The 24,199-nt window shown below is 41.2% G+C and carries 27 protein-coding genes; 5 read left to right on the forward strand and 22 right to left on the reverse strand.

Going from position 1 to position 24,199, the window contains the following annotated elements:
- Positions 1–13: 13 nt before the first annotated feature.
- The 3 genes from BP95_RS0118075 to BP95_RS0118085 form a co-directional block, all read right to left on the reverse strand.
- The gene (locus tag BP95_RS0118075; protein WP_028532904.1) at positions 14–715 is read right to left on the reverse strand and encodes a GDSL-type esterase/lipase family protein; all 702 of its coding nucleotides are present in this window, start codon (positions 713–715) and stop codon (positions 14–16) included.
- Between the two features lie 197 nt (positions 716–912).
- Positions 913–2,718, reverse strand: a complete 1,806-nt coding sequence (locus BP95_RS0118080; RefSeq protein ID WP_028532905.1) for a sensor histidine kinase — start codon at positions 2,716–2,718, stop codon at positions 913–915.
- Entirely contained in the window at positions 2,715–3,392 is a 678-nt protein-coding gene (locus BP95_RS0118085; RefSeq protein WP_028532906.1) for a response regulator transcription factor, read from the reverse strand. The genes BP95_RS0118080 and BP95_RS0118085 overlap by 4 nt, the downstream gene beginning before the upstream one ends.
- Positions 3,393–3,563: 171 nt before the next feature.
- Here BP95_RS0118085 and BP95_RS0118090 point away from each other — a divergent pair, with 171 nt between their 5' ends.
- The gene (locus tag BP95_RS0118090) at positions 3,564–3,845 is read left to right on the forward strand and encodes a hypothetical protein (protein ID WP_021252298.1); all 282 of its coding nucleotides are present in this window, start codon (positions 3,564–3,566) and stop codon (positions 3,843–3,845) included.
- Positions 3,846–3,930: 85 nt separating this feature from the next.
- Here BP95_RS0118090 and BP95_RS30810 read toward each other — a convergent pair whose 3' ends face one another.
- Positions 3,931–4,392, reverse strand: coding sequence for a hypothetical protein (locus BP95_RS30810; RefSeq protein ID WP_051614130.1), 462 nt, complete (start codon positions 4,390–4,392; stop codon positions 3,931–3,933).
- A 374-nt stretch (positions 4,393–4,766) separates the two neighbouring features.
- Complete coding sequence (locus BP95_RS0118100) at positions 4,767–5,744, reverse strand: arsenic resistance protein (protein WP_197035305.1); 978 nt, start codon at positions 5,742–5,744, stop codon at positions 4,767–4,769.
- A gap of 112 nt (positions 5,745–5,856) precedes the next feature.
- On the opposite strand from BP95_RS0118100, the gene BP95_RS0118105 reads away from it, so the two are divergent.
- The gene (locus BP95_RS0118105; protein WP_021252301.1) at positions 5,857–6,864 is read left to right on the forward strand and encodes an aldo/keto reductase; all 1,008 of its coding nucleotides are present in this window, start codon (positions 5,857–5,859) and stop codon (positions 6,862–6,864) included.
- Positions 6,865–6,980: 116 nt separating this feature from the next.
- Here BP95_RS0118105 and BP95_RS0118110 read toward each other — a convergent pair whose 3' ends face one another.
- Positions 6,981–7,496 (reverse strand): TetR/AcrR family transcriptional regulator, encoded by a 516-nt coding sequence (locus BP95_RS0118110; protein ID WP_021252302.1) that lies wholly within the window; start codon positions 7,494–7,496, stop codon positions 6,981–6,983.
- Between the two features lie 114 nt (positions 7,497–7,610).
- Here BP95_RS0118110 and BP95_RS0118115 point away from each other — a divergent pair, with 114 nt between their 5' ends.
- Positions 7,611–8,564, forward strand: coding sequence for an alpha/beta hydrolase (locus BP95_RS0118115; RefSeq protein WP_021252303.1), 954 nt, complete (start codon positions 7,611–7,613; stop codon positions 8,562–8,564).
- A gap of 205 nt (positions 8,565–8,769) precedes the next feature.
- Here the strand turns inward: BP95_RS0118115 and BP95_RS30815 are convergent, their stop codons facing one another.
- The 4 genes from BP95_RS30815 to BP95_RS0118135 form a co-directional block, all read right to left on the reverse strand.
- Positions 8,770–9,045: a GNAT family N-acetyltransferase gene (locus BP95_RS30815; RefSeq protein WP_081676748.1), complete on the reverse strand. Its 276-nt coding sequence runs from the start codon at positions 9,043–9,045 to the stop codon at positions 8,770–8,772.
- 215 nt (positions 9,046–9,260) lie between these two features.
- On the reverse strand, positions 9,261–11,003 hold the full coding sequence (locus BP95_RS0118125) for a Rieske (2Fe-2S) protein (protein ID WP_021252305.1): 1,743 nt from the start codon (positions 11,001–11,003) through the stop codon (positions 9,261–9,263).
- Between the two features lie 222 nt (positions 11,004–11,225).
- Positions 11,226–11,408, reverse strand: a complete 183-nt coding sequence (locus BP95_RS0118130) for a DUF4177 domain-containing protein (protein ID WP_028532907.1) — start codon at positions 11,406–11,408, stop codon at positions 11,226–11,228.
- Positions 11,409–11,586: 178 nt separating this feature from the next.
- Positions 11,587–12,144 carry a TetR/AcrR family transcriptional regulator gene (locus BP95_RS0118135; protein WP_021252306.1) on the reverse strand — a complete coding sequence of 186 codons (558 nt, stop codon included), beginning with the start codon at positions 12,142–12,144 and terminating at the stop codon, positions 11,587–11,589.
- A gap of 144 nt (positions 12,145–12,288) precedes the next feature.
- Here BP95_RS0118135 and BP95_RS0118140 point away from each other — a divergent pair, with 144 nt between their 5' ends.
- Positions 12,289–13,407, forward strand: coding sequence for an alpha/beta fold hydrolase (locus tag BP95_RS0118140; protein WP_028532908.1), 1,119 nt, complete (start codon positions 12,289–12,291; stop codon positions 13,405–13,407).
- A gap of 361 nt (positions 13,408–13,768) precedes the next feature.
- On the opposite strand, the gene BP95_RS0118145 is transcribed toward BP95_RS0118140, so the two are convergent.
- The 3 genes from BP95_RS0118145 to BP95_RS34630 form a co-directional block, all read right to left on the reverse strand.
- Complete coding sequence (locus BP95_RS0118145; protein ID WP_021252308.1) at positions 13,769–14,233, reverse strand: MarR family winged helix-turn-helix transcriptional regulator; 465 nt, start codon at positions 14,231–14,233, stop codon at positions 13,769–13,771.
- Positions 14,234–14,298: 65 nt separating this feature from the next.
- Positions 14,299–15,759, reverse strand: a complete 1,461-nt coding sequence (locus tag BP95_RS0118150) for an alpha/beta hydrolase family protein (RefSeq protein ID WP_028532909.1) — start codon at positions 15,757–15,759, stop codon at positions 14,299–14,301.
- A 92-nt stretch (positions 15,760–15,851) separates the two neighbouring features.
- Positions 15,852–16,283 (reverse strand): hypothetical protein, encoded by a 432-nt coding sequence (locus BP95_RS34630; protein ID WP_028532910.1) that lies wholly within the window; start codon positions 16,281–16,283, stop codon positions 15,852–15,854.
- A 75-nt stretch (positions 16,284–16,358) separates the two neighbouring features.
- Here BP95_RS34630 and BP95_RS34635 point away from each other — a divergent pair, with 75 nt between their 5' ends.
- Entirely contained in the window at positions 16,359–16,472 is a 114-nt protein-coding gene (locus tag BP95_RS34635; protein ID WP_442952337.1) for a stalk domain-containing protein, read from the forward strand.
- A 131-nt stretch (positions 16,473–16,603) separates the two neighbouring features.
- Here BP95_RS34635 and BP95_RS0118160 read toward each other — a convergent pair whose 3' ends face one another.
- The 9 genes from BP95_RS0118160 to BP95_RS30820 all read right to left on the reverse strand — a co-directional run bounded on the left by BP95_RS0118160 (position 16,604) and on the right by BP95_RS30820 (position 24,171).
- Entirely contained in the window at positions 16,604–16,984 is a 381-nt protein-coding gene (locus tag BP95_RS0118160) for a hypothetical protein (RefSeq protein ID WP_028532911.1), read from the reverse strand.
- A 406-nt stretch (positions 16,985–17,390) separates the two neighbouring features.
- Positions 17,391–18,209: an ammonia-dependent NAD(+) synthetase gene (nadE, locus tag BP95_RS0118165; RefSeq protein WP_028532912.1), complete on the reverse strand. Its 819-nt coding sequence runs from the start codon at positions 18,207–18,209 to the stop codon at positions 17,391–17,393.
- A gap of 18 nt (positions 18,210–18,227) precedes the next feature.
- Positions 18,228–18,842, reverse strand: a complete 615-nt coding sequence (gene nadD, locus BP95_RS0118170) for a nicotinate (nicotinamide) nucleotide adenylyltransferase (RefSeq protein WP_028532913.1) — start codon at positions 18,840–18,842, stop codon at positions 18,228–18,230.
- Positions 18,843–18,858: 16 nt separating this feature from the next.
- Positions 18,859–20,343 carry a nicotinate phosphoribosyltransferase gene (locus tag BP95_RS0118175; protein ID WP_028532914.1) on the reverse strand — a complete coding sequence of 495 codons (1,485 nt, stop codon included), beginning with the start codon at positions 20,341–20,343 and terminating at the stop codon, positions 18,859–18,861.
- Positions 20,330–20,911 (reverse strand): cysteine hydrolase family protein, encoded by a 582-nt coding sequence (locus BP95_RS0118180; protein ID WP_028532915.1) that lies wholly within the window; start codon positions 20,909–20,911, stop codon positions 20,330–20,332. The genes BP95_RS0118175 and BP95_RS0118180 overlap by 14 nt, the downstream gene beginning before the upstream one ends.
- A 159-nt stretch (positions 20,912–21,070) precedes the next feature.
- Positions 21,071–21,847: an NUDIX hydrolase gene (locus BP95_RS0118185; RefSeq protein WP_028532916.1), complete on the reverse strand. Its 777-nt coding sequence runs from the start codon at positions 21,845–21,847 to the stop codon at positions 21,071–21,073.
- A 201-nt stretch (positions 21,848–22,048) separates the two neighbouring features.
- Positions 22,049–22,327 carry a hypothetical protein gene (locus BP95_RS0118190; RefSeq protein WP_028532917.1) on the reverse strand — a complete coding sequence of 93 codons (279 nt, stop codon included), beginning with the start codon at positions 22,325–22,327 and terminating at the stop codon, positions 22,049–22,051.
- Between the two features lie 124 nt (positions 22,328–22,451).
- Positions 22,452–23,282: a sugar phosphate isomerase/epimerase family protein gene (locus BP95_RS0118195; protein WP_231515139.1), complete on the reverse strand. Its 831-nt coding sequence runs from the start codon at positions 23,280–23,282 to the stop codon at positions 22,452–22,454.
- Between the two features lie 214 nt (positions 23,283–23,496).
- Positions 23,497–24,171, reverse strand: coding sequence for an NAD(P)H-binding protein (locus tag BP95_RS30820; RefSeq protein ID WP_231515140.1), 675 nt, complete (start codon positions 24,169–24,171; stop codon positions 23,497–23,499).
- Positions 24,172–24,199 lie beyond the last annotated feature (28 nt).

Consider the following 24,199-nt stretch of genomic DNA (forward strand, 5'->3'; position numbering starts at 1 on the left):
CATGAGAAGCGTATTACAGTTCGCCTTTCAGAAAATCGAGCAAAAGCGGATAAAATTCAGCTTTGAAATGAATGCCGTCCTCATCATAGAGGGCTGGATTCTGCTCAGCAATAGAGGACACATCTACATACTTCACTTGTTTTTTGCCAGCCAGTTCTTTTAACATTTGATTGTACGCGGCAATATTGGAGTACCTCGGCTCTTCTTTTAACGCTTTCTCTGTTACCGGGGTCACCGACAATATCGTTATTTTGGTATGAGGGAGCTCCTCTTTCATTTTATCGAGCAGCAAACCGTATTGTTGAATCGCGAACTGTAATGGATTCTCCGTCGGCCAAAGGATGTCATCTGAGCCGAGTGCGATAAATAGATGTTCCGGATTTCTCTCGACCAGTTTGGCCACGTCATTGTCTTTTAAGGCGAAAAAGGCTGTTTTTCCGGCCTCTCCAAATACATTCCTGATGTCCAAAACATCATGAAACATAAATCCTTCTGTAATGGAGTCGCCAAAGAAAACACTTTTGTTGAATAATGCTTTCAGTTCATCATTTTCATTCATTGATGTTGAGGCTTCTTTTAGTGTTTTTGCGTCTTTGTTTGCTGACGTTTCTGTATCACCTTCCTGCAGAGATGCCCCACCATTTTGATTTACACAAGCTGTTAAGGAGACAACAATCATCCCAGCCAGAAGTATCGTTTTCCATGTGTTCAACATAATCTTCTACCCCTCCTGTGACTCACTTTTTGTCCATTAATGTACGTGACGTCCTTATCTCATAACAATGGATAGTTTAATGTGGAGAGATGCAGATAAAGTGCAGACGAGATTGATATCAAATAAAAAAAGAGCAGTTCTTGATATTATCAAGAAACTGCTCGCATATATAACGAATCTGAATGGGTTAGGCTTATTTAATAATTGCTTTTCTTCAGGTAGAAATAGAAGAGAACACCGTCCGTTGTATTACATGCGCCATAATCGACTTCATGCAATTCCAATATTTTTTTGGAAATGGCCAGTCCAAGGCCAGTCCCCCCAGTAGAACGATGGCGGGAGGCTTCTCCACGATAAAAGCGATCCCATATTTTCTCGATTTTCTCTGAAGGAATATGGACACCTGTATTTTCAATACATATCTTTACCGATTCCTGCTCCTCATTCATGGATATATGTATGGAATCCCCCTCAGGTGTGTAGCGTATCGCATTCGTGATAAAGTTGACGATTACTTGACCGATGAGGAGTTGATTGGCCACGACTTCGACCGGAACAAGAGATACATGTAAACTCAATTTCTTCCCAGCAATTTCTGTAGAGAGCTTCTTACATGATTCTTCAATGACTGTATCGATACGGAACGTGTCTAGTTGTATTTTATAGGTACCTGATTCATATTTCGCTAATTTCAACATGTCCACGATGAGAAGATCCATCCTCTTCACTTCACTTTCCATCGCAGCAAAGTAATAATCCTTCTTGTGGTTCGCTACCCCATCCTTCAAGATCGACAGACAACTCTGGATGACACTCAGAGGGGTTTTCAATTCATGCGATACACCGGAAATGAATTCCTTGCGTGTATGCTCCAATTGCTTTTCTTTTTCAATGTCATGCTGAAGCTTTTGGATATAGGAATGTAACGTGTCCGATAACTCATTAATATTGCGGGAGAGATCCCCGATTTCATCCTTTGACGTAATCGGAAGCTTTTCAGAGAAATCCAGCTCCGTTATTTTCTTGGTCATTTGATTAATTCGCAATAAAGGTCTTGCGATACCTTTAGAATAATAGAACGAGGCCAGCAATATAAGAACCAGAACGAATACAATGAGATAAAGATAATAATCCTGGATCATCTGTACAGCTTCATCAACTGGCTGCAGGGAGGTCATTGCAAATAGATAAGCGTCCTTCCCCTCTTTGTCTTTTATAGGCAAAACAAACTGTTTATATTTGATATCATTCTCTTCGTACGTACCTTCTAATGTAGCTGCTGCCTCCTCTGCATTCTTCACCAGCAATTCCGCTTGAAATGCTCTGATTCGGTCTAAGAACAGGTGGTTCGAATAAATAAATCGTATAGGTTCATTTTTTGCAGGAAGCTTCGTTTTCGTTATGGTTCCGTATAGGGAAAATACAGGGAATTTCCCAGCATTCTTATCTCCTTCATATCCATTTGGAAAAAGCTCATGCTCTTTTTTTGCGATTTGATTATTCTCCCACGTAAGTGCGAAGTTATATATGCTCATTCGATAAGGAATAACTTCTGTCCCTTTTCTAAGGACTTGAATTACGGCGTCGGTTCCTTTTCGTAGAAATTCATGTCCTTGTCGGATTCCCTGAAAATCAGTAAAGCTATATAAAGGGATTGTGATGGTTTTGGTCGCGTAATTCCCACCGCTAACACCATTTATTTCAATTTCGATTGAGGAGTCATCAATGCTTCCTTTAATATTGCCGAGTTGATCCAGTACAGTTACCCATGTATTATGCTCTCGATAAAATTCCTGTTCCAACCGCTGTATCTCTACCGTGTGATTGTCTGGGTTAGCATAGTTTTGAGCGAATGCTTCAAGGCTTGCTTTCACATTCTCTACCTTTTGGTGAATATAATATTTCTTGAAAAATACGGTCTGGCCAAAATAAATGATGCCGAGGATGAGTAAACATAATGCGGTTGTTAACACAAATAATTTGAATACGATACCTTTTTTCATGTTATCTCCTCAAATTTATAGCCAGACCGAACAACCGTTACGATGCAATCAGATTTGTCCCCTAGTTTTTGACGCAAATTCCGAATATGACTGTTTACCGTCCGTTCATCGCCTTCAAAGTCATATCCCCATATTCTTGTTATCAATTGTTCGCGCGTGATAATAATCCCTTTATGCTTCATTAAGTATGTTAATATTTCAAATTCAGTATGAGTTAAGCCACAGCTAACTCCGTCTACTGTAACCGTGCGAGACTGCACATAGATTGAAATGCCGCTACTAGAGATGATTTCGTTGTCCATTTCTTGCATTTGTCGGTTTTCTAGCAATCTCTTCGCTCGAGCGAGTAAGATTGGTGGGCTGTAAGGCTTGGTAACGTAATCGTCCGTACCCAGTTCAAATCCAAGCAGTGTATCATCTTCATCGACGCGAGCGGTTAGCATAATAATCGGTACATTTGAAGTTTTGCGAATTCGACGACATACGGACCAGCCATCTAATTCTGGCAGCATAATATCAAGGATAAGCAGATCCACGTTATTTTCCTGAAATAGTTGTAATGCTGCTTTGCCATCCCCTGCTTCTAGAACGTTATATCCTTCGCTACTAAAATAATCTTTCATAATTTCCCGCAATATATGTTCGTCTTCGACAATTAAGATTGTTTTTGTCATGTTTGATACCCCGTTGATTATTGTAGAGTGAATACAAGCTGATCTTACAAGAAGTTTAACCATGATCCGGTATATATTTCAACTGTTTCATCGGGGGAATGCATAATGAAGGGATAGAAAAACAATGATAACTATGATTGAATACCATTTATGAAAAGGGGATTTTTCACCATGCATTCTGATTTTGAAAACGCATTTACACGAATCCACCTGTTGTATCATGCGAATCAACATGCACTTACACCTGAGGAGATCCAACCTGAGATTAACAGCCACGGCTATCAATTTAGTCCACAGCAAATAAAACAAGAGCTGGATCATCTGACGAACGAAGGCTATTTAACTATCACAGCTTCCCAGTACGATATTACATTAAGGGGAAAAGATGAACTTCGAGACGCTCAGCAGCATCTGGAGACATTATATCAAGAAGTCGCAAAGAAGAAAGTATAAGCAGCTGCTTATATCACAAAAACCAATCCCCCATACGGTTTGTAATAACCGGGCAGGAGATTGGTTTTGAATTAACCAAAGTTAATTACAGCAGAAGCCAGTCAACTGTCGTAGCAATTGCTTCAGCAATTGGTACACCGTATGAATCAGGAACTCCTGCCATGCGAAGGCCATCGAGAACAATGGTACTGATGTCTTCAGTCGCATAATCCTTTGTCGTATCGATTTTGGCTATTGCATTATCGATACCTTCAATGATTTTGCTGGAGTTGTTGGAAAAATATTTTGCTGTATCTTTATTAAGCCATTTTGCAACATTGTAGAGTACTTCACCACCAGTAGTAACAGATCCCTTAATTACACCAAGAGCACCTCTAACCAGCACACCCAATTTTCCGGAAGCTTCAGCTTGTCCATCCATAACTTTAACGGCTACTGATGTTACAGGTGCAGGTTTTGCAGCAGCAAATGCTTGTGTTGCCGGAAGTATCGCACTACAAAATAGAACAGCGGCCATTGAAGTGATCATTAATGATTTCTTGAACAATTGGCAACCCCTCCTGGAGTGAGAATGTTTGATGGGGTAAGTACCCATCACTGATAATGATTATAACATTCCATATTTAAACAGATGAGGTTCTGTTGAACTATTTTGTGAATTGTAAAGTAAATATTAGTGCAGAAAATTCCGTTATATTGTCGAACTATCACTACAGAGCGAATCCAGTCCACAGCATCGAAAGTCCTGAACACAAGAGGAGAACATCCAATACATATCGGAATGAGGCAATACTCATACGCTCCACCAGTCTCTTGGCAACGAACGTGCCGAGCATGAGAGAGGTACCTATAATGACAGATGTTTAGATGAAAAAGGCAGCCGATCGTTGCTGTCCGGCCGCCTCTGTCCTCAATCTATATTTATATTCCCTTTACATCTCGGTAAATAAAATTAGGTACTACTTTTATATACATAAGCTCCGCTATCAGTTCAATAATGGTTTGGGTTACGATCACAGACGCTGCTATGGTAGCCATCTCCCCTGGCAAGGTAAGCGCAAGAGGAAGTACAACAAGCGAATTGCGTGTTCCAGCACTGAAAATAAGTGCTCTCCCCTCTGAAGGACCTATACGAAAAACAGCCGATATGATTCGTGAAAATACCGGAGAAATGATATGGAATAATACATAAATAGGTATAACAGCAATAATCACATCAAAATCCTTAACGACCCTATCAATTTGAGAGCCTATCACCATGAAGAGAACAAGTGCCATAAGCGGGACAGGCAGCCATGCGGTAAAGTCTAGTGTTTTCATGCCGCGTGGATTTCTTCTGGCTACATATTGAATGAGTAATGCAAAGAATAAAGGAACTATAATTAAGTAAACAAAAGCTTCAACAAATGGACCGACTCTTACGATCTCAGATGCCTCAGCACCAATGAATAGCCACAGATATATAGGCAGCATAATCATTTGAACAACAAAAAGTATTGGGGTAGACGCAAGAATTAACTTTTCATTCCCTTTGCCCAATTGAGTAAAGACAATGACATAATCGATACATGGAGTTAGCAGTACCAAGCAAACTCCAATCAGAACGGGTCCAGACTGAGGGAAAATCTGAATTAATAGGAGTACAAGCAATGGAATTAAGATAAAATTCACAAGCAGTAAAGCCCCTATGAAACGTCTATTCCCGAGTGCTTCTCCTAATTTCAGAAATGGAATCTGACAAAACATGCTGAATAAAAGGATTGCAATCGCAAATGAAACCAATGGTTCTAGCAAGCCTCCTAAGCGTGGACTGACTAAGCCCACTCCCCCTCCTACAAGTAATGTCACTGCATACACGCCGATTTGGTTCTTTTCTAAACTTTCCCTTGAAAACACCAATACATTCTCCTCTTTTTATTCGAATTATATCATAACCATCTTGTCAGTATCGTTTACTGATTCATCAGTTTTTCAATTCGATGCAGAACAAATCTTAGGAGGGTTTATTCAAATGAGAAATATACTGCAAGGTAAACTAGGTTTTGGTACTGCACCGCTAGGTAATATGTACCGGAACATCCCAGAAGAAGAAGCAATCGCAACAGTAGATGCGGCTTGGGAAAGTGGCATTCGTTACTTTGACACTGCTCCTCTTTATGGATCAGGGTTGGCAGAGATTCGTCTTGGCGAAGCACTGTCGAAAAGAAATCGTGATGAGTATGTGTTGAGTACAAAAGTAGGTCGAATTATTTCGGATGAATTGGAAGATCCATCTGCACGTGATTTAGGTGAAAAAGGTGGGCTTTTCGAATTCGGCCGTAAAAATAAAATCATCAATGACTATAGCGCGGATGCAACCCTTCGCTCGATCGAGGACAGTTTGAAACGTCTACAAACAGATCGTATCGATTTTGTATATATTCATGATGTCGCGCAGGACTTTTATGGGGATGAGTGGCTTTCGCAATTTGAAACAGCACGAACAGGTGCATTCCGTGAGCTTACACGTTTGCGTGAAGAAGGCGTCATTAAAGGTTGGGGACTCGGCGTAAACCGAGTAGAACCAGTTGAACTCTTGTTGGACTTGGAAGAAGTAAAACCAGATATAACACTGCTTGCTGGACGTTACTCCTTGCTCGACCATGAGCGTGCGCTGCAACGGTTAATGCCTGCGGCTGTAAAACACAATATGGACATTGTCGTTGGTGGTCCATATAGCTCTGGGGTTCTTGCTGGAGGTACACACTTCGAATATCAAAAAGCATCTCCTGAAATTATGGCAAAAGTCGAACAAATCAAAAGCATTGCGGATCGATATCAAATCAGCATCAAGGCTGCTGCTTTGCAATTTTCATTAGCTAATCCGGCGGTTGCTGCTGTCATTCCTGGTGCTAGCCGCCCAGAGCGAATTGCCGAAGACAAAACTGCCTTGAATACAGTAATTCCGGCAGCGTTCTGGGAAGAAATGCGCGAACAACAACTGGTAGCACCTGATGCACCATTACCAATCAACTTGTAATAAAAAGGAGTGTCTTAACGTCGAAATTGGCACGTTGAGACACTCCTTTTTTTGCCCCGTAAGCAGTAATGCCACGAGTTCACTTTTCAATTTCTATTTTGGTAGCAGCCATTTTCTTATACTCTATTTTGCAAAAACTGTATACATATACTTGCTAATTCAGCGGGAGATTCTTTTGCTCCATTCTCTATCCATGTGCAAAGCATTGACCAAAATATTCCAGTAGTAAACGCATTTGCATAAATTGCAGTGATATGATTAAATTTTTTGTCAGTTAAATAATTTTTATTAATCTTGGGAACATACCTTTTATATTGCTTAAAAATATATAACATTAGTTCGTTGTTATACATAAGTTTAAGAAATGTTAAATGATTACTCCAAAATAAAAAATGATTATGAATTAGCACTTCATATTTAGAAGAAAAATAATTTTCTTGAAAGGAAGAATACTCTAAGAATAATAAATTTATAGATTCTTCAAGCACTTCTTCTTTATTCTTAAAATATCTATAAAAGGTTTTTCTTCCTACGCTAGCTTCCTGCGTTATTTGGGTAACCGTAATCAGTGTAAATTCATATTTTTCCATCACAGAAAATAGACCATTAATTATATCTTCTCTTTTCCCCATTTTTTCTCCTGACACACCTTCTACCAATGTGTTTCCATTGATTGCAAATCAATTATTTCATATATAGACTATACTTATATGACACATCTGTGTCAACAAAGGTAGGGAGATAAAATGTATAATTACAGCAAATGGTATACCATAAATGGTGTTAACCAATATGTTCAAGTAGTAAGTACTAATTTGGATAATCCTATTTTAATATATTTACATGGCGGACCTGGTGATGCAGCATTACCTCTTGTTGAGCATTTTAATTCAGATTTATCCGAAATCTATACTTTAATCATTTGGGAGCAAAGGGGTGCTGGGAAGTCATACTATAGGTTTAGAGAAGATGAACATATTTCTATTAATGATTTTGTTCTTGACTTGAAGGTCTTAATTGAAAAACTACTTGTTGAATTCAAAAAAGAGAAAATATGCTTAATGGGACATTCATGGGGAAGCATTATTGGAATGAAATTCATTATTTCCTATCCCGAATTGATACATTTTTATATTGGAGTTGGACAAGTTATTTGTTCGCAAAAAATGTTTGAAAAAAGTAAAGAATATATTGTAAGTCATATTGATAATCATCGTCTTAAAAATAGAATTTCTTCTCTAAACACAAAATTTAATCAAAATAATTGGTATTCTGATCTAATGTTTTTTATGAGTCAACTAATCAAGCAAGGTGTTTCTCTTTATGGAAAAAATACGTATTTTTCATTATATCGCTATTTTATTTTTTCCAAAAACTATTCATTAATGGATTGTGTAAAACGACTAAAAGGTTCTGAGCAGTCCATAGTTAAGCTATGGCACGAGGTATCAGAAATTGATTTTTCTGCTTATAATAACTTTAAGGTTCCAATAGCTTTTATCGAAGGTGAGTATGATTATCATGCTTCCTCCGAAATAGTTTTTGATTTTTATCGAAGTATTACATCTCCTAAAGTCTATTTCAGTATAAAAAACACCGCCCATTTTCCCCAGTGGACAAGGTCTGACACTTTTAATTTAATTGTAAATTCTTTGAATAGTTCAATTTTTTCAAACAGTAATGAAATAAAGGAATTCTAGTACTATATTCAAATTAACATGAAACGGTCTCCAAAGAGGCCGTGTATATTGCAGTTGGTATTCGTGAAGATGGTTCTCAGGACGTATACCATTGCTCCAACCGAATCGGCCTATGTATCCTCACTGTCATATTGACTTTGACCGAGCACGTGCTGGACTCCAAGCCTATGTTCAGCACTAGAGGATAATAGTATGAGTAATCCCTTTATGTATCATTTTTTATTTTTTCGTATCCTGCTTTCTCAAAAGCATTCCGCATCGGGATATTTTCCACATCCGTATCGGCAAAAATTCTCCAAACTCCAAGTTCTTGCAATACTCTTGTTGACCTTAAAAGCAAATCATTAATAAATCCTTTCCCACGGAATTTTGGGATGACACCTATATAATGAATCGTCCCTTCCATCAATCCACTCTTCTCGCATCCCTTAAATACAACAGGCTGGATAACTCCTACAATTTCTCCATTATAGTAGGCCAGTTCTCACCATTCTTTATTGTATTGAAAATACTCCTCATCTACGTTACAAATGTTCTCCACGAGTTCAAGCACGTTTCAATTCCTCCTTAGGTTCCATAAAACTGCTTCCTCGCTACAGTTATAGTTATCTTAGTTCAATAAACCATCGGCAGTATAGAACTTTATTGATACGGTCTAAGGCTGCCGATGGCTATATATTCGGGCCAGTCTAACACTCATTCTTCTTCGAACAATTTCTCTCCTCGATGGAGCCTCCATGCGATTGTCGCCGTATGAGGAGTCTCACGTGAGGTAGGAGCATGCGCCGCTAAATAACGGGTAACCGCAAGAATCAGAGTTTCACGGGCTTTCTCTGCGAACGTTCCCGACTCGGAAGCCCAGCGGTCATATTCTGCTATGGCCGCCTCGTACATCTGGAAGGAGTGGAATTCCGCATCCTCTCGAAGCAGCGCATGCCCCAATACATTAAATAAAGGCTCCGGCTTCCCGCCGCTGCGCAGATATCGGATTACCCATTCCGCTGCCGGCGCCACCTGTTGCTGCTTGTCGAGAATCTCAAGCAGCTCGGCGGGCTGCGGCACTTCCTTGGTCGCACCAATTGCAGACGCTCTCGGTGCCGCAGGGATGTTCAAAAACCGATCAAGGTAAATCGTAGCTGCTGTATGAAAAATCCCACGAACCAACCATGGGTCGGCGGAACGAATCAAACCTTCGTGAACAGCGTGAGCGTGCGTAAACGTGTGCAGCACCGAAATCCAGTCTCCGAAATCGTTTTGCATATGAAACCGGACAACCCGTTCAGCCGCTGCCAATGTGGCAATTTGCGAGATTCGAACCGGAGAGGCGCCATTGAGTAAAGCTTCCTTCAGCATGCTAACCGTCCTGAGCGGATCGTCTCCGAGTAGAGCAAGGAGCAGCGCCTCTTCATCGATGCCAGATTCCTCCCTGCTATCAAATGCAATCCCCTTATTAGACAGCTCCTCGAACGCTTCTTTTAATGGCTGAACCAAATTGATCGGAGACTGCCAGCTATGAAGCTCTTCGCTTCGAGATGCGCTTCCAAACATCGGAACGAGTGAAGCAAGGACATAATTACGCTGCTCTTGCCCGACATACTTCAAGCTCTCAAATGCTTTATTATGAAAATCCAGTGTATGGCCTCCGTTAATATAGAAATGATCTGTTGCCGCCATGCTCATCATAGAGAATAATCGCTTCTCATCCGCCCCTGCCTTCACGAGGGTCAGCAGCACCCTTTCCGCGCCTTGCGTATCCCGAACTTCGATGCAATCACGATACCATTCTGTTAACCGTTCTTCGGAAACGTCTGTATTAGGGAGAGAATCGAGCAAGAAGCGGGTTCCACTTCTGGCAAAGTCGCGCGCCGTATGTAGCAAGCCTTGAAATAACGCAAGAATTCGACCTTGTTTATCAAGCTTAGGTAGGATGTTGACCATCGCGGTCAGGATCGTTAATCCAGATCCCCACCCTTGCCTACGTTGTTTGACTCCTATTTCGATCCCAATTGCAGCGATTTCCGTCTCAGGAACGCCAGCTTCTATTAATCCGACTACGGCCTTGGCGATGACAAGGCCGATATTTTGCTCAATACCACTCAGAAGTCGGTCTTTATACAGTTGAACTTGATTGCCGTTCCGGGAATTCGGGTTGACCCAAATGAATCCGTCATTAACGGTTATATCGTGCACAGGTACATCATCCGCCCAAGGGTCAAGCGTTCCTCCACTGCATACGTCAAACCGTGCATGATGCCAATGACATGTCAAAATTCCATTGCACACACTTCCCATGTGAAGCGGAAAACCAAGGTGAGGGCACCGATTGTCAAGCGCATGCACTCTATCCTCGTGATAAAAAACAACGATGCCACCCTTGATTAGCTTCGATCCCCGCTCTCTCAGCTCATCTACCGTACCAGCCTGAATCCAACCATTCATGAAAACGCCTCCATTTTCAATATCAGATGACTCCCATATTTAGGATATCTTATTTCCAACACTTTTGAAACATATTTGTTTAGAAAGTCGATATTATTTTTTCTATGCCTTAGGTCATAACCTTTTTCCCTAATGGAATTCTCACCATCTGTTAGCTGGAATTCTTCAATATATAAAAAAATAGACTATCGAACCGCGATAATCTATTTCCCTCTTAGCTATTTATGCTTTTTTCTCAAAGATGATTTCGAAACTCAGAGTAGTCGCCCCATGATATGGTGGGATAACTTGAACTAAGCGCCAGCCGTCCTTAGCATGTTCGTGGATGATCTCTTGCACCTTAGTTTCTACGTTTTTTTGCGACGACAACCCAATCTTTACTTTCTCAAAATGATACGAATACATGTATGTATCCTCCTCGTGAGCCCCCTGCTTGATATACTCAGTCTAACACTTTATTTTTCAGTCTAGTACTTTCATTTTTTTACACTTCTGATCACAAACAAGGGTACCTTTGAGTCGTTTAACAGCATAAAATATGTTTCATTACATGGTTAATGTAGTCTAAATCTCATATTTTCACTTATGAAATTCGGTCAAAAATAAACTTTTGCATTTGATAAGCAAGGTCAATCGCATGTTCATCCTTGCCATGTTGTAAAGTCCAGTGCAACAATACCATGGCGTTTGCCACATACAAGTGGGACAGATATTCCATTGATATAGCCGGCGCCGTAACTTCCTTTTCCAGAAAGGATAAACAAGTTTGATATAAAATCTTCTCGAATTCCACATGCAAATCCGCCGAAGGTACATGTACGTTTAACAGTGTGGAAATTACGGTATTTTGCTTAACCGTTTGTTCGACGATCATTTCGATAACTTCAGCCACATTGTCTTGTTTCATGGAGTCAAAACGCCGCAATATTTCTTGCTCGAATGAAGCTGCATGCTGTTGAACAAGTTTCTCCAGAAGATCGTATTTATCGATAAAATGGCTGTAAAAAGTGGATTTGCTCGATAAAGAGAGGGTGCAGATATCTTTTACCGTAATGTGGGCAAAGTCCTTTTCTTCCAGTAAATGAATAAGTGCATCAGCAATGTTTTTCTTTGTTTTAAATACGCGAACATCTTCCACCATACAATCGATTCCTTTCTAAAAGTTGTTTTCCGAACTCTTGGCGTACATATCGTTCGATTTCGTACGCAAAGAACTTTTTTGCTTGTTGCTGGGTAAAGCCCCTTCCAATAAGATGGCCTTGTAACAACGCAAAGGAGGGATTGTATGTTTAAACACTATGTTGCCAATGAACAATTCAATTTGCAAATCAACCGTTTTTTAAATGATTACTATCAGGAAGACGAACGGGCAAACAGCGATTTGCAAGGAATAATTCCAAGATTGAAGGATATGAACAGCTGGTATGAATCTTGGCTGGAATATGCGGTTATGCGGGAAGAACGCCAGGATTATGATCTGGCTTCCGTCTATTATCAGGCTGCTGAATTTTATCTGAATCCGTCGAATCCGGCTAAAGAGAATATGTATCAAAAATACCGCGAGACTTTCTACAAGGGTTTCCATGATTTTGACTATGAGTCCTATCAAATTCCGTATGAACATTCCTATCTGCCAGCGATTAAATTGGTGACGCCTGGCGCCAAGCAAACGCTGCTCGTATTTGGCGGATATGATTCATACATGGAAGAAATGGTTAAGATGATGAACTTCATAAAAGGAATTCACTATCATATTATTGTTTTTGATGGTCCGGGACAAGGTACGGCACTTAAAAACGGCTTGAAATTCATTCATAACTGGGAAAAGCCGCTTGCAGCGGTTATCGATTACTTTAAAATCGATCGCGTAAGCATCTTGGGGGCTTCATGGGGCGGTTATTTGGCGATGAGGGCCGCCGCTTTTGAGAAACGAATCGATAAAGTGATTGCGTTCAATATTTTCTATAGCGGTCTGGATGCATTGAAGATTCGAATGCCTGAAGATGTCTGGAACAAACTAAGCACCCTTTTGGATGCCAATGAAGCTGATCAAGTTAATGCCATGATCGAAAACATGATGAAGGAAAGCATCGATTTGAGCTGGAAAGTCATGAAAGGAATGGAAAACACGGGCGAGAAAACGCCGTTCGCTCTGCTCAAAAATTTCGAGAAGCATACGATGGCCGGGATCGGCTCGTTAATCAATCAAGATGTATTGCTGCTGGCCGGAGAAGATGACCAGTATGTTCCGATCAGCCGACTGCCGCAAATTCAAAATGAACTATGCAACGCGGCGTCCATCACGACGAAGGTGTTCACCAAGGAAACAGGCGGCGAGCAGCACTGCCAGGCAGGACACCGCGATTTGGCTTTCAACGAAATGATCAAATTTTTGCAAGAATAATGCCGGATTCACCTAGTGTAGGGTGAGGCAGCCTTATATAGGGCTGCTTCTACGCAGCATATCATACAGATTAGGAAATAATTTCCTTTGAAGGCAAGCCGTTAATAAATCCTTTCCCACGGAAATTAGGAATGACACCTATATAATGAATCGTCCCTTTGAAAATATTCTTCGTCTACGTTATAAATGTCGTCCACGAGTTCAAGATGACTCTCCGGTGTGATGTGTTTTTTACCCTTAAGTTCATTAAAACCTGCTTCCTAGCTACAATGAAAGTCTATTGACTGATTGATGTTGATTCTATAAACGGGCGGACACCCTGCCCCGAAGGAGGCAGCTGTTTGAAACAATAACGTTCTTACTACAACTCCTCCTGTTTCTTTGCTTGCATTTTCGATATTTTGACCAATTTCTGAAGAGTACTATGAACCGCTTCGAGGTCATCCATGCTCACCTTGGAGTAATAATCCCTTACCAACAACTCATCGATTCGGTGCAACAAAGCGGAATATTCCAGACCGCGCTCCCCTAATCGGATCAGCGCTTCCCTTTTATTTTCCGGATTCGTCCAGCGAACGATCATTTTTTGTTCCTCGAGTTTGGGCATAACGTGGCTGACGGCACTCATCGAGACGTCCAAATATAAAGCGATTTGTCTCGCCGTTACGGGCTCATTACGGACGATATAGTACATAATGAACTCCTGCTGCGGGGTCAGGTGGAAATGTTCCAGTTGTTTCGCTTCCGCTACCTCCCTTTGAACGATCGCCGTGAATTGCTCAAAGGCTTGATTGATTTGTTCTACTATTTTAAGATAATCTTGCATCGCCGCACCTCAATCAATAAAGTTACCTGTAGCATAAAAAAGTATTTCGATTTCGTCAAATCATACTAGTTCCTCTTTCTATTCGCTTCATAGTCATAAAACTGATTTACATGCTCCTCTTTCAACAACAAGGGATCAATCTCTTCATTCATAACATAATGATTAAAGTAAGCTACAATGTAGCGATTCATCACTTGATGAAATTCTTCTATATCGATCCCCTTCGACAACAGCGGCGATAAAAATGGAAAATCGGAAAAAGAATAATGATCTCCGGCATTAAAAATAAGTTGATAAGTATCTGCCCTAATCCCCTCTCTAAAGTGATAATCCGCAAGCTTTTTAATTTGACTATGATATTGCCGGAATTGCTCTGGCGTGATAGATGTATATTTAATTTCCTCATCGTCTAAATCCAGATAGTCTTTATTCAAAATAAACATAAATGGCCGTTCGAGCCCTTTGCTTGCTACCGGTTCATGCAATGGGCCGTCTATGTTGACCCCCGCCAAAATTCTTGCATCGTCCAATAACGACTGAGCAGCGGTTGAACCCCCGTAGGAGTGCCCCAAAATACCGATTCGTTCCATGTCCAGTTTGCCGGTGAACAAACCTTCGGGATCCCACTCATTCAATACCGTCAATTGATCGAGGACAAACGTCATATCTTCCGATCTTGCCCTCACATTTCGTTCATCTTCGATCGTAAATGAATACGAATAAGCATCGGCCTTACTCATGACTTCTCGCCCATCGGGAAATTGCGTAAAGGCCGCATCAATCATATGATCCACACTGACAACGATATAGCCATGGCTGGCCAGTTCCTCCATTTGAGAAAAGCTTTGCATTCTCGTGCTGCCAAACCCATGGGAAAATAACAGGATGGGGTATCGGTCTTGTTGATTGGACACGGCAATATCTTGTATGCTGTTGGTTCGGCCATATTTGAGATAGTCAAAAAAGAAGCGGGGCGTAGAAAAAAGAAATTCCATAGTTCCTGCCCATTCTGCATAGGGAAAGGATTGGTAACGGATAGGTTGTATGTCGTCATTGATTTCGGCGGGATACCATATTTGGATCATGAGCTCTTTTCCTACTCGCTCCGGCAAAGCGGCGTTCGTTCGAGATTCTTCAAGCAAGTGTCTAGAGCTTATCCCCACTTCGAACGATCCGGTTGGCTTGGGAAGTTGGAATACGGGAATCAATGTTGCAGGAGCGACGCTGCCGAACGCATACAGAATGAGCAGCAAGGCAAATAAAAGTTTTTGTGCTTTCCTTTTTTTTCTGTTCTCTGTCTTATCTTTCCTTCGAAAATATAGCATAAACGTGACTACAGTCAGAACAACAAACAAAGTATAGGTCACCGCCATCTGCCAGCGATAACCTTCTGCTGCCATGTGAAGAGTTAACAGAGCGAATGCGGCTATATTGGCACTTATTTTGATTTTGGCATCCGCCCTGAGTGAAAAAGAAAACAACCAAGCGATATGAACAAATATCAGAATACCTTCAAACAACCTCACTCATTTCATCTCCTTTTTAAAATGAAGTAAATCTTTTTAATCAACCCTCTTACAAATTAGTTTACTTTAGTAAAGTAAACTATAATTCAATATTATCTATTTATTTCCTGTTCGTCAACCTGGAAAATCACGATGTCCCACCGTGGCGTAATCCGATGCATAGAGGTCGTATTCCATTCGCCATGAATCTGGATCACCATAACGCTCAAATTTTTTTGTGTTTTCCAAACCACCTTATATGGCAGACTTTCACCATCGGAAGTTTCAACCATATCTGTTACAAGCTCAACATCTCCTATTGTCTCACCTTGCAACTCTTTGAGTTGATAATCTGCGTGGATTATCGTCTTAAAATCACCAACGCACGGAAAATCCTCCTGAGTCCCCGCATTCGGTAGAACGTGCCCTTCAATACAGCGTATTGTTTCAAATCTATCATTTGCCAGTCCCTTGTCGATCAAATAAAACGTATGACCATCATCTGCATTGCGGAGAATTGGGGATTTGCTAATTGCCGACAGCATATTGATGCCGTCTATCTTTCCAATCGCCTATGCTGAATCTGCACCTACATTAAGCTAATTGTAAAAGAAAATACGATAACAGAGCACCTTCCCACCATAACGGATCGCGGTCGAAACCTCGTCCCACATCGATTCGTTAGCGAAGCATTGGATGCGCAAGTAAAGTGGGATGATACACGCACACGCTAGACCAAGTTTTAAAGCAAAAAAAGCAACAGACATTTTGGCCATGTCCCGTTGCTTTTTTTTGTTGATTGAACTTATTTATTTTTCCTTTTTAATTGCCAAATCAATCGATTTCAGTTGTACTTTAGAGTTGATTACAACTCAAGATATATCCATGAATCATCATTTATTCTTTTAGTTGTGCTATCTTGTTTTATCAATTTACCATTTTTATCAAATGCACCAACCCAAAATCTGTATTTATGACCACTGTCCACATAGGTGAGATGCTTATTATCATTATTTTCCCTGTTAAAATATTGCCGGTCGGTATCTAAATTCCTGATGGAGATCTCATACCAAGCAGCACCGGGTACGTCGTTCCATACAATTTTGGCCAGTACCCTTTCTGCGGCTTGACTCACTGCTTTTGCCTCAACAGCAGAGGCTTGAAGCGGCTCCGCAAGAACTGCACCAGAACTAGCAGAGAACAACGTAGTTGCTGCAAGGATTGAAACAGAAAGCTCTTTTAACATAGTATTACCTCCCAAAATAATTTTGAGGCGGAAAGGAATCTGGGATGTTGTTCTATGTATCATTTTACAATTCAAACATGCTGCCAACTAGGGGAGCGTCATGACATGATTCACTGAATTTTTTTACTATTTTTGGGTTATACATCCAGAATAGGAAAATCAACATTTCCAATAAACCATCCTAACTAAAAGTGTTTGGTACAGTTGTATAATTGACATGCCCAATCGTTGTTAGTATGCGTAAGAATAGTTAAAGACGTACACCTTGTTTGACAACTGTTTCAAACACCTTGCAGCAAATATCTCTTTTTATTATCATTAAGAATTACTTCTTGACTATCACAGCTTCACTCCCAACGAAAGGGGTATCGTCAAAATATTGAATAATTTATACTAATCTATTTCCTTACTTCCACCATTGATCGAATGGTGCTACGGGCAGTTCACGTTTGTGTTGTGTCACCGCATAGCGGGTTTCAATATTCTCCTTCGCTTCAGGAGCAACTTCGTTACCGACAAGATATTCATCCAACAACTCATATTCCAAGCCAAGCTCAGCTTCATCAGCTTGTTGCGGCGTGTTGTCGAGAAGATCTGCTGTTGGCGTCTTCAGATATAGACGTTCCTGTGCATGCAGCTCGATCAAAAGTTCACGCCCTTGACCTTTCGTAAGTCCAGCTAGCGGGAGAATATCCGCTCCGCCATCACCAAACTTGGTGTAGAAGCCAGTGATTGCTTCTGCGGCATGATCGGTTCCCACAACAAGACATTGATGCTCGCCTGCCACAGCATACTGTGCAATCATACGCATTCTTGCCTTCACGTTCCCTTTATGGTAATCCGAAAGGGCCCTTCCGTCAGCACCCTCATAAGCTTCTGCCATAGCATTCACAGGAGTCTCAATATTGAATGTCAGCGTATCGTCAGGCTTAATAAACTGCAAAGCAAGCTGAGCATCGTCCTCATCTTGTTGTGTCCCATAAGGCAGACGGATCGCAATAAACTTGGCTTCATAACCTTCTGCACGAAGCTCTTCAGCCGCCAATTGGGTTAATCGACCAGCAAGTGTCGAATCCTGCCCCCCGCTGATTCCTAACACAAATCCATTCGCTCCCGTTGTACGGCAATACTCCTTAAGGAAATTCACTCGATTACGGATTTCTTCCGTAGGTACAATCGTGTGTTTTACATGCAATACGTTGATGATTTCGATTTGCTTATTCATATCCCGCATCCCCTTTCATTATTTGTATAGGTGATTGATTTGAATGTAATCGTAAACTCTATCAGGAACCAAGTAGCGCGGTTCTCCACCCATTTTGAATTCGTCTCTGATATAACTAGAGCTAATCTCCATTGCCAGCCCCTTGTCGATCAGATGAAACGTGTGGCCATCATCTGCATTCCGAAGAATTGGAGATTTGCTAATGGCCGACAGCATATTAATGCCGTCTCTTGCCATGACAATAAACTTATTATCACGAATTAGTTCCTCAGCCCGCTTCCATTTCCCTTCACCGATATCGACGAGCAGATCAGCACCCATGATGAAATACACTTCGTCATTCGGATATTTCGCACGAAAATGCTTCATTGTTTTGTACGTGGCAATTTCCCAACCAGGTTGATTCATCTCAAAATCGTCAACTTCAAATTTGTCGTTGCCCTCAATCGCAATCCGAACCATGCTCATTCGATGTTCATCCGACACATTCATTTGTTTATCTTGCCGCTTACTGGAACAAGGCAGGAAAATCACCTTGTCCAGCTTGCAACGATGCGCTACGGTGCTTGCTGTCCAAAGATGGACATTCGTGATCGGATCAAAGGATGAACCATAAATCCCGATTTTCGCCATCTCATCCAGCCTCCTTCTAAGCTTCGAGAGCCGCTTGAACTCTATTTCGAACTTCTTCAATCAACCGCATCTTATTATTCCAGCATTCTTGACTGAGGTTAACAGGGTATTCTGCTGGATTGAGCGTCCGTTTATATTCATCCCATAATACATCAAGATTTTCTTTTACAAACTCCCTAATGTCTTTAAGCGAAGGAACATCGTACACCAAGTTCCCACTTTCAAAGATGGTATGATGAAGTTCTCTCGCTTCAAATCCCGTTACGAATTTTGCAATATACGTGTGAACGGGATGAAACATATGCAAGCGCTGTTCCGACTGCGGTTCTTCATGTTCCAGTGCAATGTAGTCGCCCTCTGATTTCCCATTCGCCTTGTTGACGATACGGAATACACGCTTGCGTCCAGGGGTCGTAATCTTCTCAGGATTCGAGCTGATTTTGATCGTATCGACCATCGTTCCGTTTTCGTCTTCAATCGAGATCAGCTTGTATACGGCACCCAAAGCGGGTTGATCATACGCTGTAATCAGCTTGGTGCCAATGCCCCACACATCTATTCTAGCCCCCTGTGTTTTCAGGTTCATGATGGTTTGTTCGTCGAGATCGTTTGAGGCAAAGATTTTGGCATTCGGGAAGCCTGCTTCATCAAGCATTTTACGGGCTTCTTTCGATAAATACGCTAAGTCTCCACTATCAAGTCGGATGCCCTTAAAGCTGATACGCTCACCGAACTCTTTCGCCACTTTGATTGCCGTAGGGACACCAGATCTCAGTGTGTCATAGGTATCAACAAGGAATACGCAGTCTTTATGCGTTTCTGCATACGCTTTAAATGCCTTATATTCATCTCGATAGGCTTGAACCATTGCATGAGCGTGGGTGCCCGAGACAGGGATGCCAAATAACTTCCCTGCCCTTACATTCGACGTTGCTTCGAATCCCGCAAGATACGCAGCTCTCGTACCCCAAATCGCGGCATCCAGTTCTTGTGCTCGCCGAGTTCCGAACTCCATGCAATGATCCTCACCTGCTACTTGCTTAATTCGAGATGCCTTTGTTGCAATAAGTGTTTGATAATTAACGATATTAAGTATCGCAGTTTCAATTAGCTGTGCTTCCGCCAGTGGTGCTTCAATTCGCATAATCGGTTCATTCGCAAAAACCAGTTCCCCTTCTTTCATCGAACGAACGGTTCCTGTGAAACGAATGGCCCGAAGGTAATCTAGATATTCTTCGCTATACCCTTCTTCCTGAAGATAACTCAAATCGCTATCGGTAAAGCGGAAATCATACAAATAACGAACGACCCGCTCCAAGCCTGCAAAGATCGCATATCCGTTCTGGAAAGGAAGCTTGCGGAAGTACACTTCAAAAACTGCTTTACGGTTATGCATGCCATTTTGCCAGTAGACCTGCGCCATATTAATTTGATATTTATCGGTATGCAGCGCGAGACTGTCATCACCATGATTGAATACCGGAAGCTCAATTTTTTTCATCTTTGTTTTCCTCCTTTTTGACTACTGCAGCTCCGAGCGAACCCTTGAAATGTCTGAGTGCCCATACATGACCTTCGGCATCAAAGCTTGCAACGGCATCCTCATGAACGACAATATCGAAACCTTTATTGTAAGCATCTACTGCGGTGTGGAGTACGCAAATGTCCGTACAAACGCCTACTAGATGAAGTTCATTTATCCCTCTTGCTCGAAGTAAAAGCTCTAAGTCTGTACCAGCAAATGCACTGTATCTTGTTTTGTCCATCCAATAGACATTATTAGCGTCTTTATTTGCTTGATACAGATCCTCCAATTGACCAAATAGCTTCCGACCATCGGTTCCCTCAATGTTGTGCGGCGGGAACAGCTTCGTTTCCGGATGGAATGCGTCATTCTCCTTATGAATGTCGATAGCGAAAACAACGAAATCACCACTTTGAATAAACGCTTTCGTAATTTCAGTCATTCGCCCTTCAATCGCTTGCCCTGGTGCTCCGCAAGTCAATGCCCCATCCGCAGCAACAAAGTCCTTTGTATAGTCGATATTAATGAGTGCTTTCTTTTTCATTGTGTACTCCTCCTTTAATTTAACTATTTCATAATTGTTAATTGTTATTGTAAAAAAGAGTAGTGACAATAAAGTTAAGTTAGCACTTCACACCTCACACATCCCCTTCGAAATGCTATTTCCTTTAGTCACCATCTTATTGTAATCAGCTAACATCCATCACATTCTGGTATGGTAAATGGATTTGTTTAGATCCATTTCGACAAATCGGTACAGCTGTGTCGGTCGTTTCGATGTTCGGGTAGTCTTCTTCCCTACAACCTCTTGGATAAAGGGCAACGATTTGATCTTTCTTGCAAATGCCGGTTCCGAAGCAATTGCGGAATCATCTGTGACCGTAAGGAGAACGGCTTGCAGCTCCGAATACGTGAATTCTGCGGGTAGAAACTCCTTGGCGACAGTCGTTTCGAGAAGCTTCTGGCGAATCACATGAATCGCATCTGCGATGATTTGTGCGTGATCGAACGCAAGATCGAGATACATAACCTCTTTCACCGAGAACAATTGTACATCTGCGGCATCATCGTTTGCCTGTCTGTGGGACAACTTGTGTTCTGGCACAATCGCAAAGTGTGCATTGGTAATCATCCAGCCCCGCGGATCACGTCCAGGTTTATCGTATACACCATAATGTTCAAGATGAATGTCCTCTACACCTGTTTCTTCTTGCAGCTCACGTTGTGCACTTTCATAGGCAGTTTCATTGGGATTAACGAAGCCACCCGGCAATGCCCACTTCCCTGCTTCGATATTCGGCTTTCCTTCGCTGTTTAGCATACTCCGCTGAATGAGCATAATGTTGAGCTCCATCTCGGGCGGTTTGAATTCTTTGATTGTAACAGGTACTATCGTAAAAACAGCAATATCAGATGTATATCCATCTGGCGTTCGATATTGTTTGACATCATATTGTTCCAAAGCCTCTTTGTTTGACACGATAAGCACAACCTTTTCTCTCTTTTAACAATTACCAATGTGTTAATTGTATATTACGAGTAATTCAACCTTTTGTCAACCTATATATTCCATGTTTTTAAAGACCTTTATTCTAACTAATTATAAAGAGCCTCCTTTTGGGGGAGGCTTCTTTCAAAGTTTCATGTCTCAACACGGTTATATGTATGGTTAAACCATTGTTTACAAACTAAAAAAGACACCATTTAATAAACCATAAACCATAACTTTGTCTCCATTAACGTTATAAAATGAGAACTTAGAGAAGAAAATATAATTATCTCTTTCCATCCCCAGAAGCTTAAAAGCAACAGATGCTACAAAGTGATTTGCATCTGCTTTCTTACTCACATAATCAGTAAAGTCATCTTTATTCGGATTCGTAACGGCTAAAATGATCAGTAATACACCGATAACAACGTATTTGAGCGATGACTTCTTTGTTGTTTTTCCTTCTGTCATGATTGTACAATCCCCTATTTTCTATATATTTTCTCATCCAACACAAAAGACTAATGATATGTAATGATTCTGTATGATAGTTTTGTAGAATATGTATCCTGCATATATCCATGATTGTTGCAGATTATTTCCGTTTTAATTCTTCCAGCCTTTTTGCTCGTTCAAACGCTTTATGTAAAAACTCTTTAGCTGATAAATCCGCATAATCCCAATTCATGGCCTCTATTGCAATCGCGCCTGAATAACCCGTCTCCGCGATTTTTTTCAGGGTTGTAGACCAATCAATCGTGCCATCAAAAGGTAATCCATGTTGGGCATAACTTCCGTTATTATCATGTAAGTGTAGTGCCATCAGCCGAGAACCGTACACAGATAATAAATCATAGTCTGGATAATGGCGGTAGTGATGTCCGGAGTCATAACAGAATCCGATACGCTGGGAATCTACTTGCTCCAGCACATATGCTAAATTGGAAAGGTTCCATAAATTCTCCATTGCAACATTGACACCAAGCTGTTCAGCTTTTTCTGTGATTCGCTTGATTCTATCCAATCCCAATGTGTTATATGGATTGTCTTCGTTAGGCAAATGCACCACCATTGTCGGAATCTCAAAATCAGCGCAGTCTGCAACACATTGCAAATAGCAATCCGTTGCGGTTTCACCGTCCAGATTGTCAAGCCAGAGGTTGTTTTCGTTTTGGATTGGTGTGTGGATATTTTCGATAAATAGTCCCGCTTCTCGCGCTATTTGCGGCCCTTTGCGGTAATCGTTCCGACCAAAGCAGTCACGACCAAAGCCATCACTCCACCATATTAAAACGCCATCAAATCCAGCTTCTTTTATTAACTGAAAACGTTCCTTATTCGGCAATTCATAACCAAACCAATCATAAATGGTAAGCATAAGCCTCTTCCTTTCTTGCTTTTTTATCATAGCTTTTCCATAATTCATAGACTTTATCTCATTATAGTATACTTAATATTGGAAGTAGACAATAAATGATATCATTGCAAGAACGTATGATGATATCACCAGTGAGCTTCTCTCCCTCACAGTAATTTCGTTGTTCCATCTGAATACACTTTGATTGCTTCTGGCACCCGTTTTGGCTTGTATTATAATAAAGACTGCCAATAGATAGGCAGTCTTGTAGTCGGTCGTACTTCTAAAGCGGTGAAAACTTCGCAATTTCATCAGAAGTATAGATGGTAACTTTCTGTTCTTTGCTGTGTAAGGCGATAGCTTTCATGGCAAATGCGACCTGTTCTCCTGAAATAGAACGATATTTTCTCGCAGATCCCACAAGTACTGGATTCAGCATTTTCAAGATTATTTCCCCAACCTTTTCCCCTAACCGAAATTCTTCACGATTTCCTGTTAAAAGCGAAGGACGTAAGATGGACAGCCGCGGAAAATCCAGCGCAATCAATTCGCTCTCGATCATCCCTTTTACACGATTATAGTGAGACCATGATTTTTCATTTGCCCCAATTGCGGTAATTATGATGAAATGTTCGACCTTTTGCTTTTTTGCTAAAGCTGCTATGGTGCGCGGATACTCAAAATCCACCTTTTGAAATGCTTCGCGAGACCCTGCCTTTTTGATCGTTGTGCCTAAGCAGCAGAACACATCTTGTACTTCTCCAATATCCTCTTGCATGATTTTATCGAAATCACGAACAAGTACTTCTATCTTCGGGTGTGAATACGTTCCAGGACGTCTAACGATCATTTTCACCAGTTCGTACTCTTCACTGTTACAAAGCAATTTCACTAACTCGGCCCCTATGAAACCCGTTGCTCCTACCACTAATGCTGACCGTTTCGCTTCCATGTTCATCAATCCCATCCTTGCTACAATCCTAATG

Origin of the sequence: Paenibacillus sp. UNC217MF (assembly GCF_000686865.1) — a bacterium.
Taxonomy (GTDB): Bacteria; Bacillota; Bacilli; order Paenibacillales; family Paenibacillaceae; genus Paenibacillus_B; species Paenibacillus_B suaedae.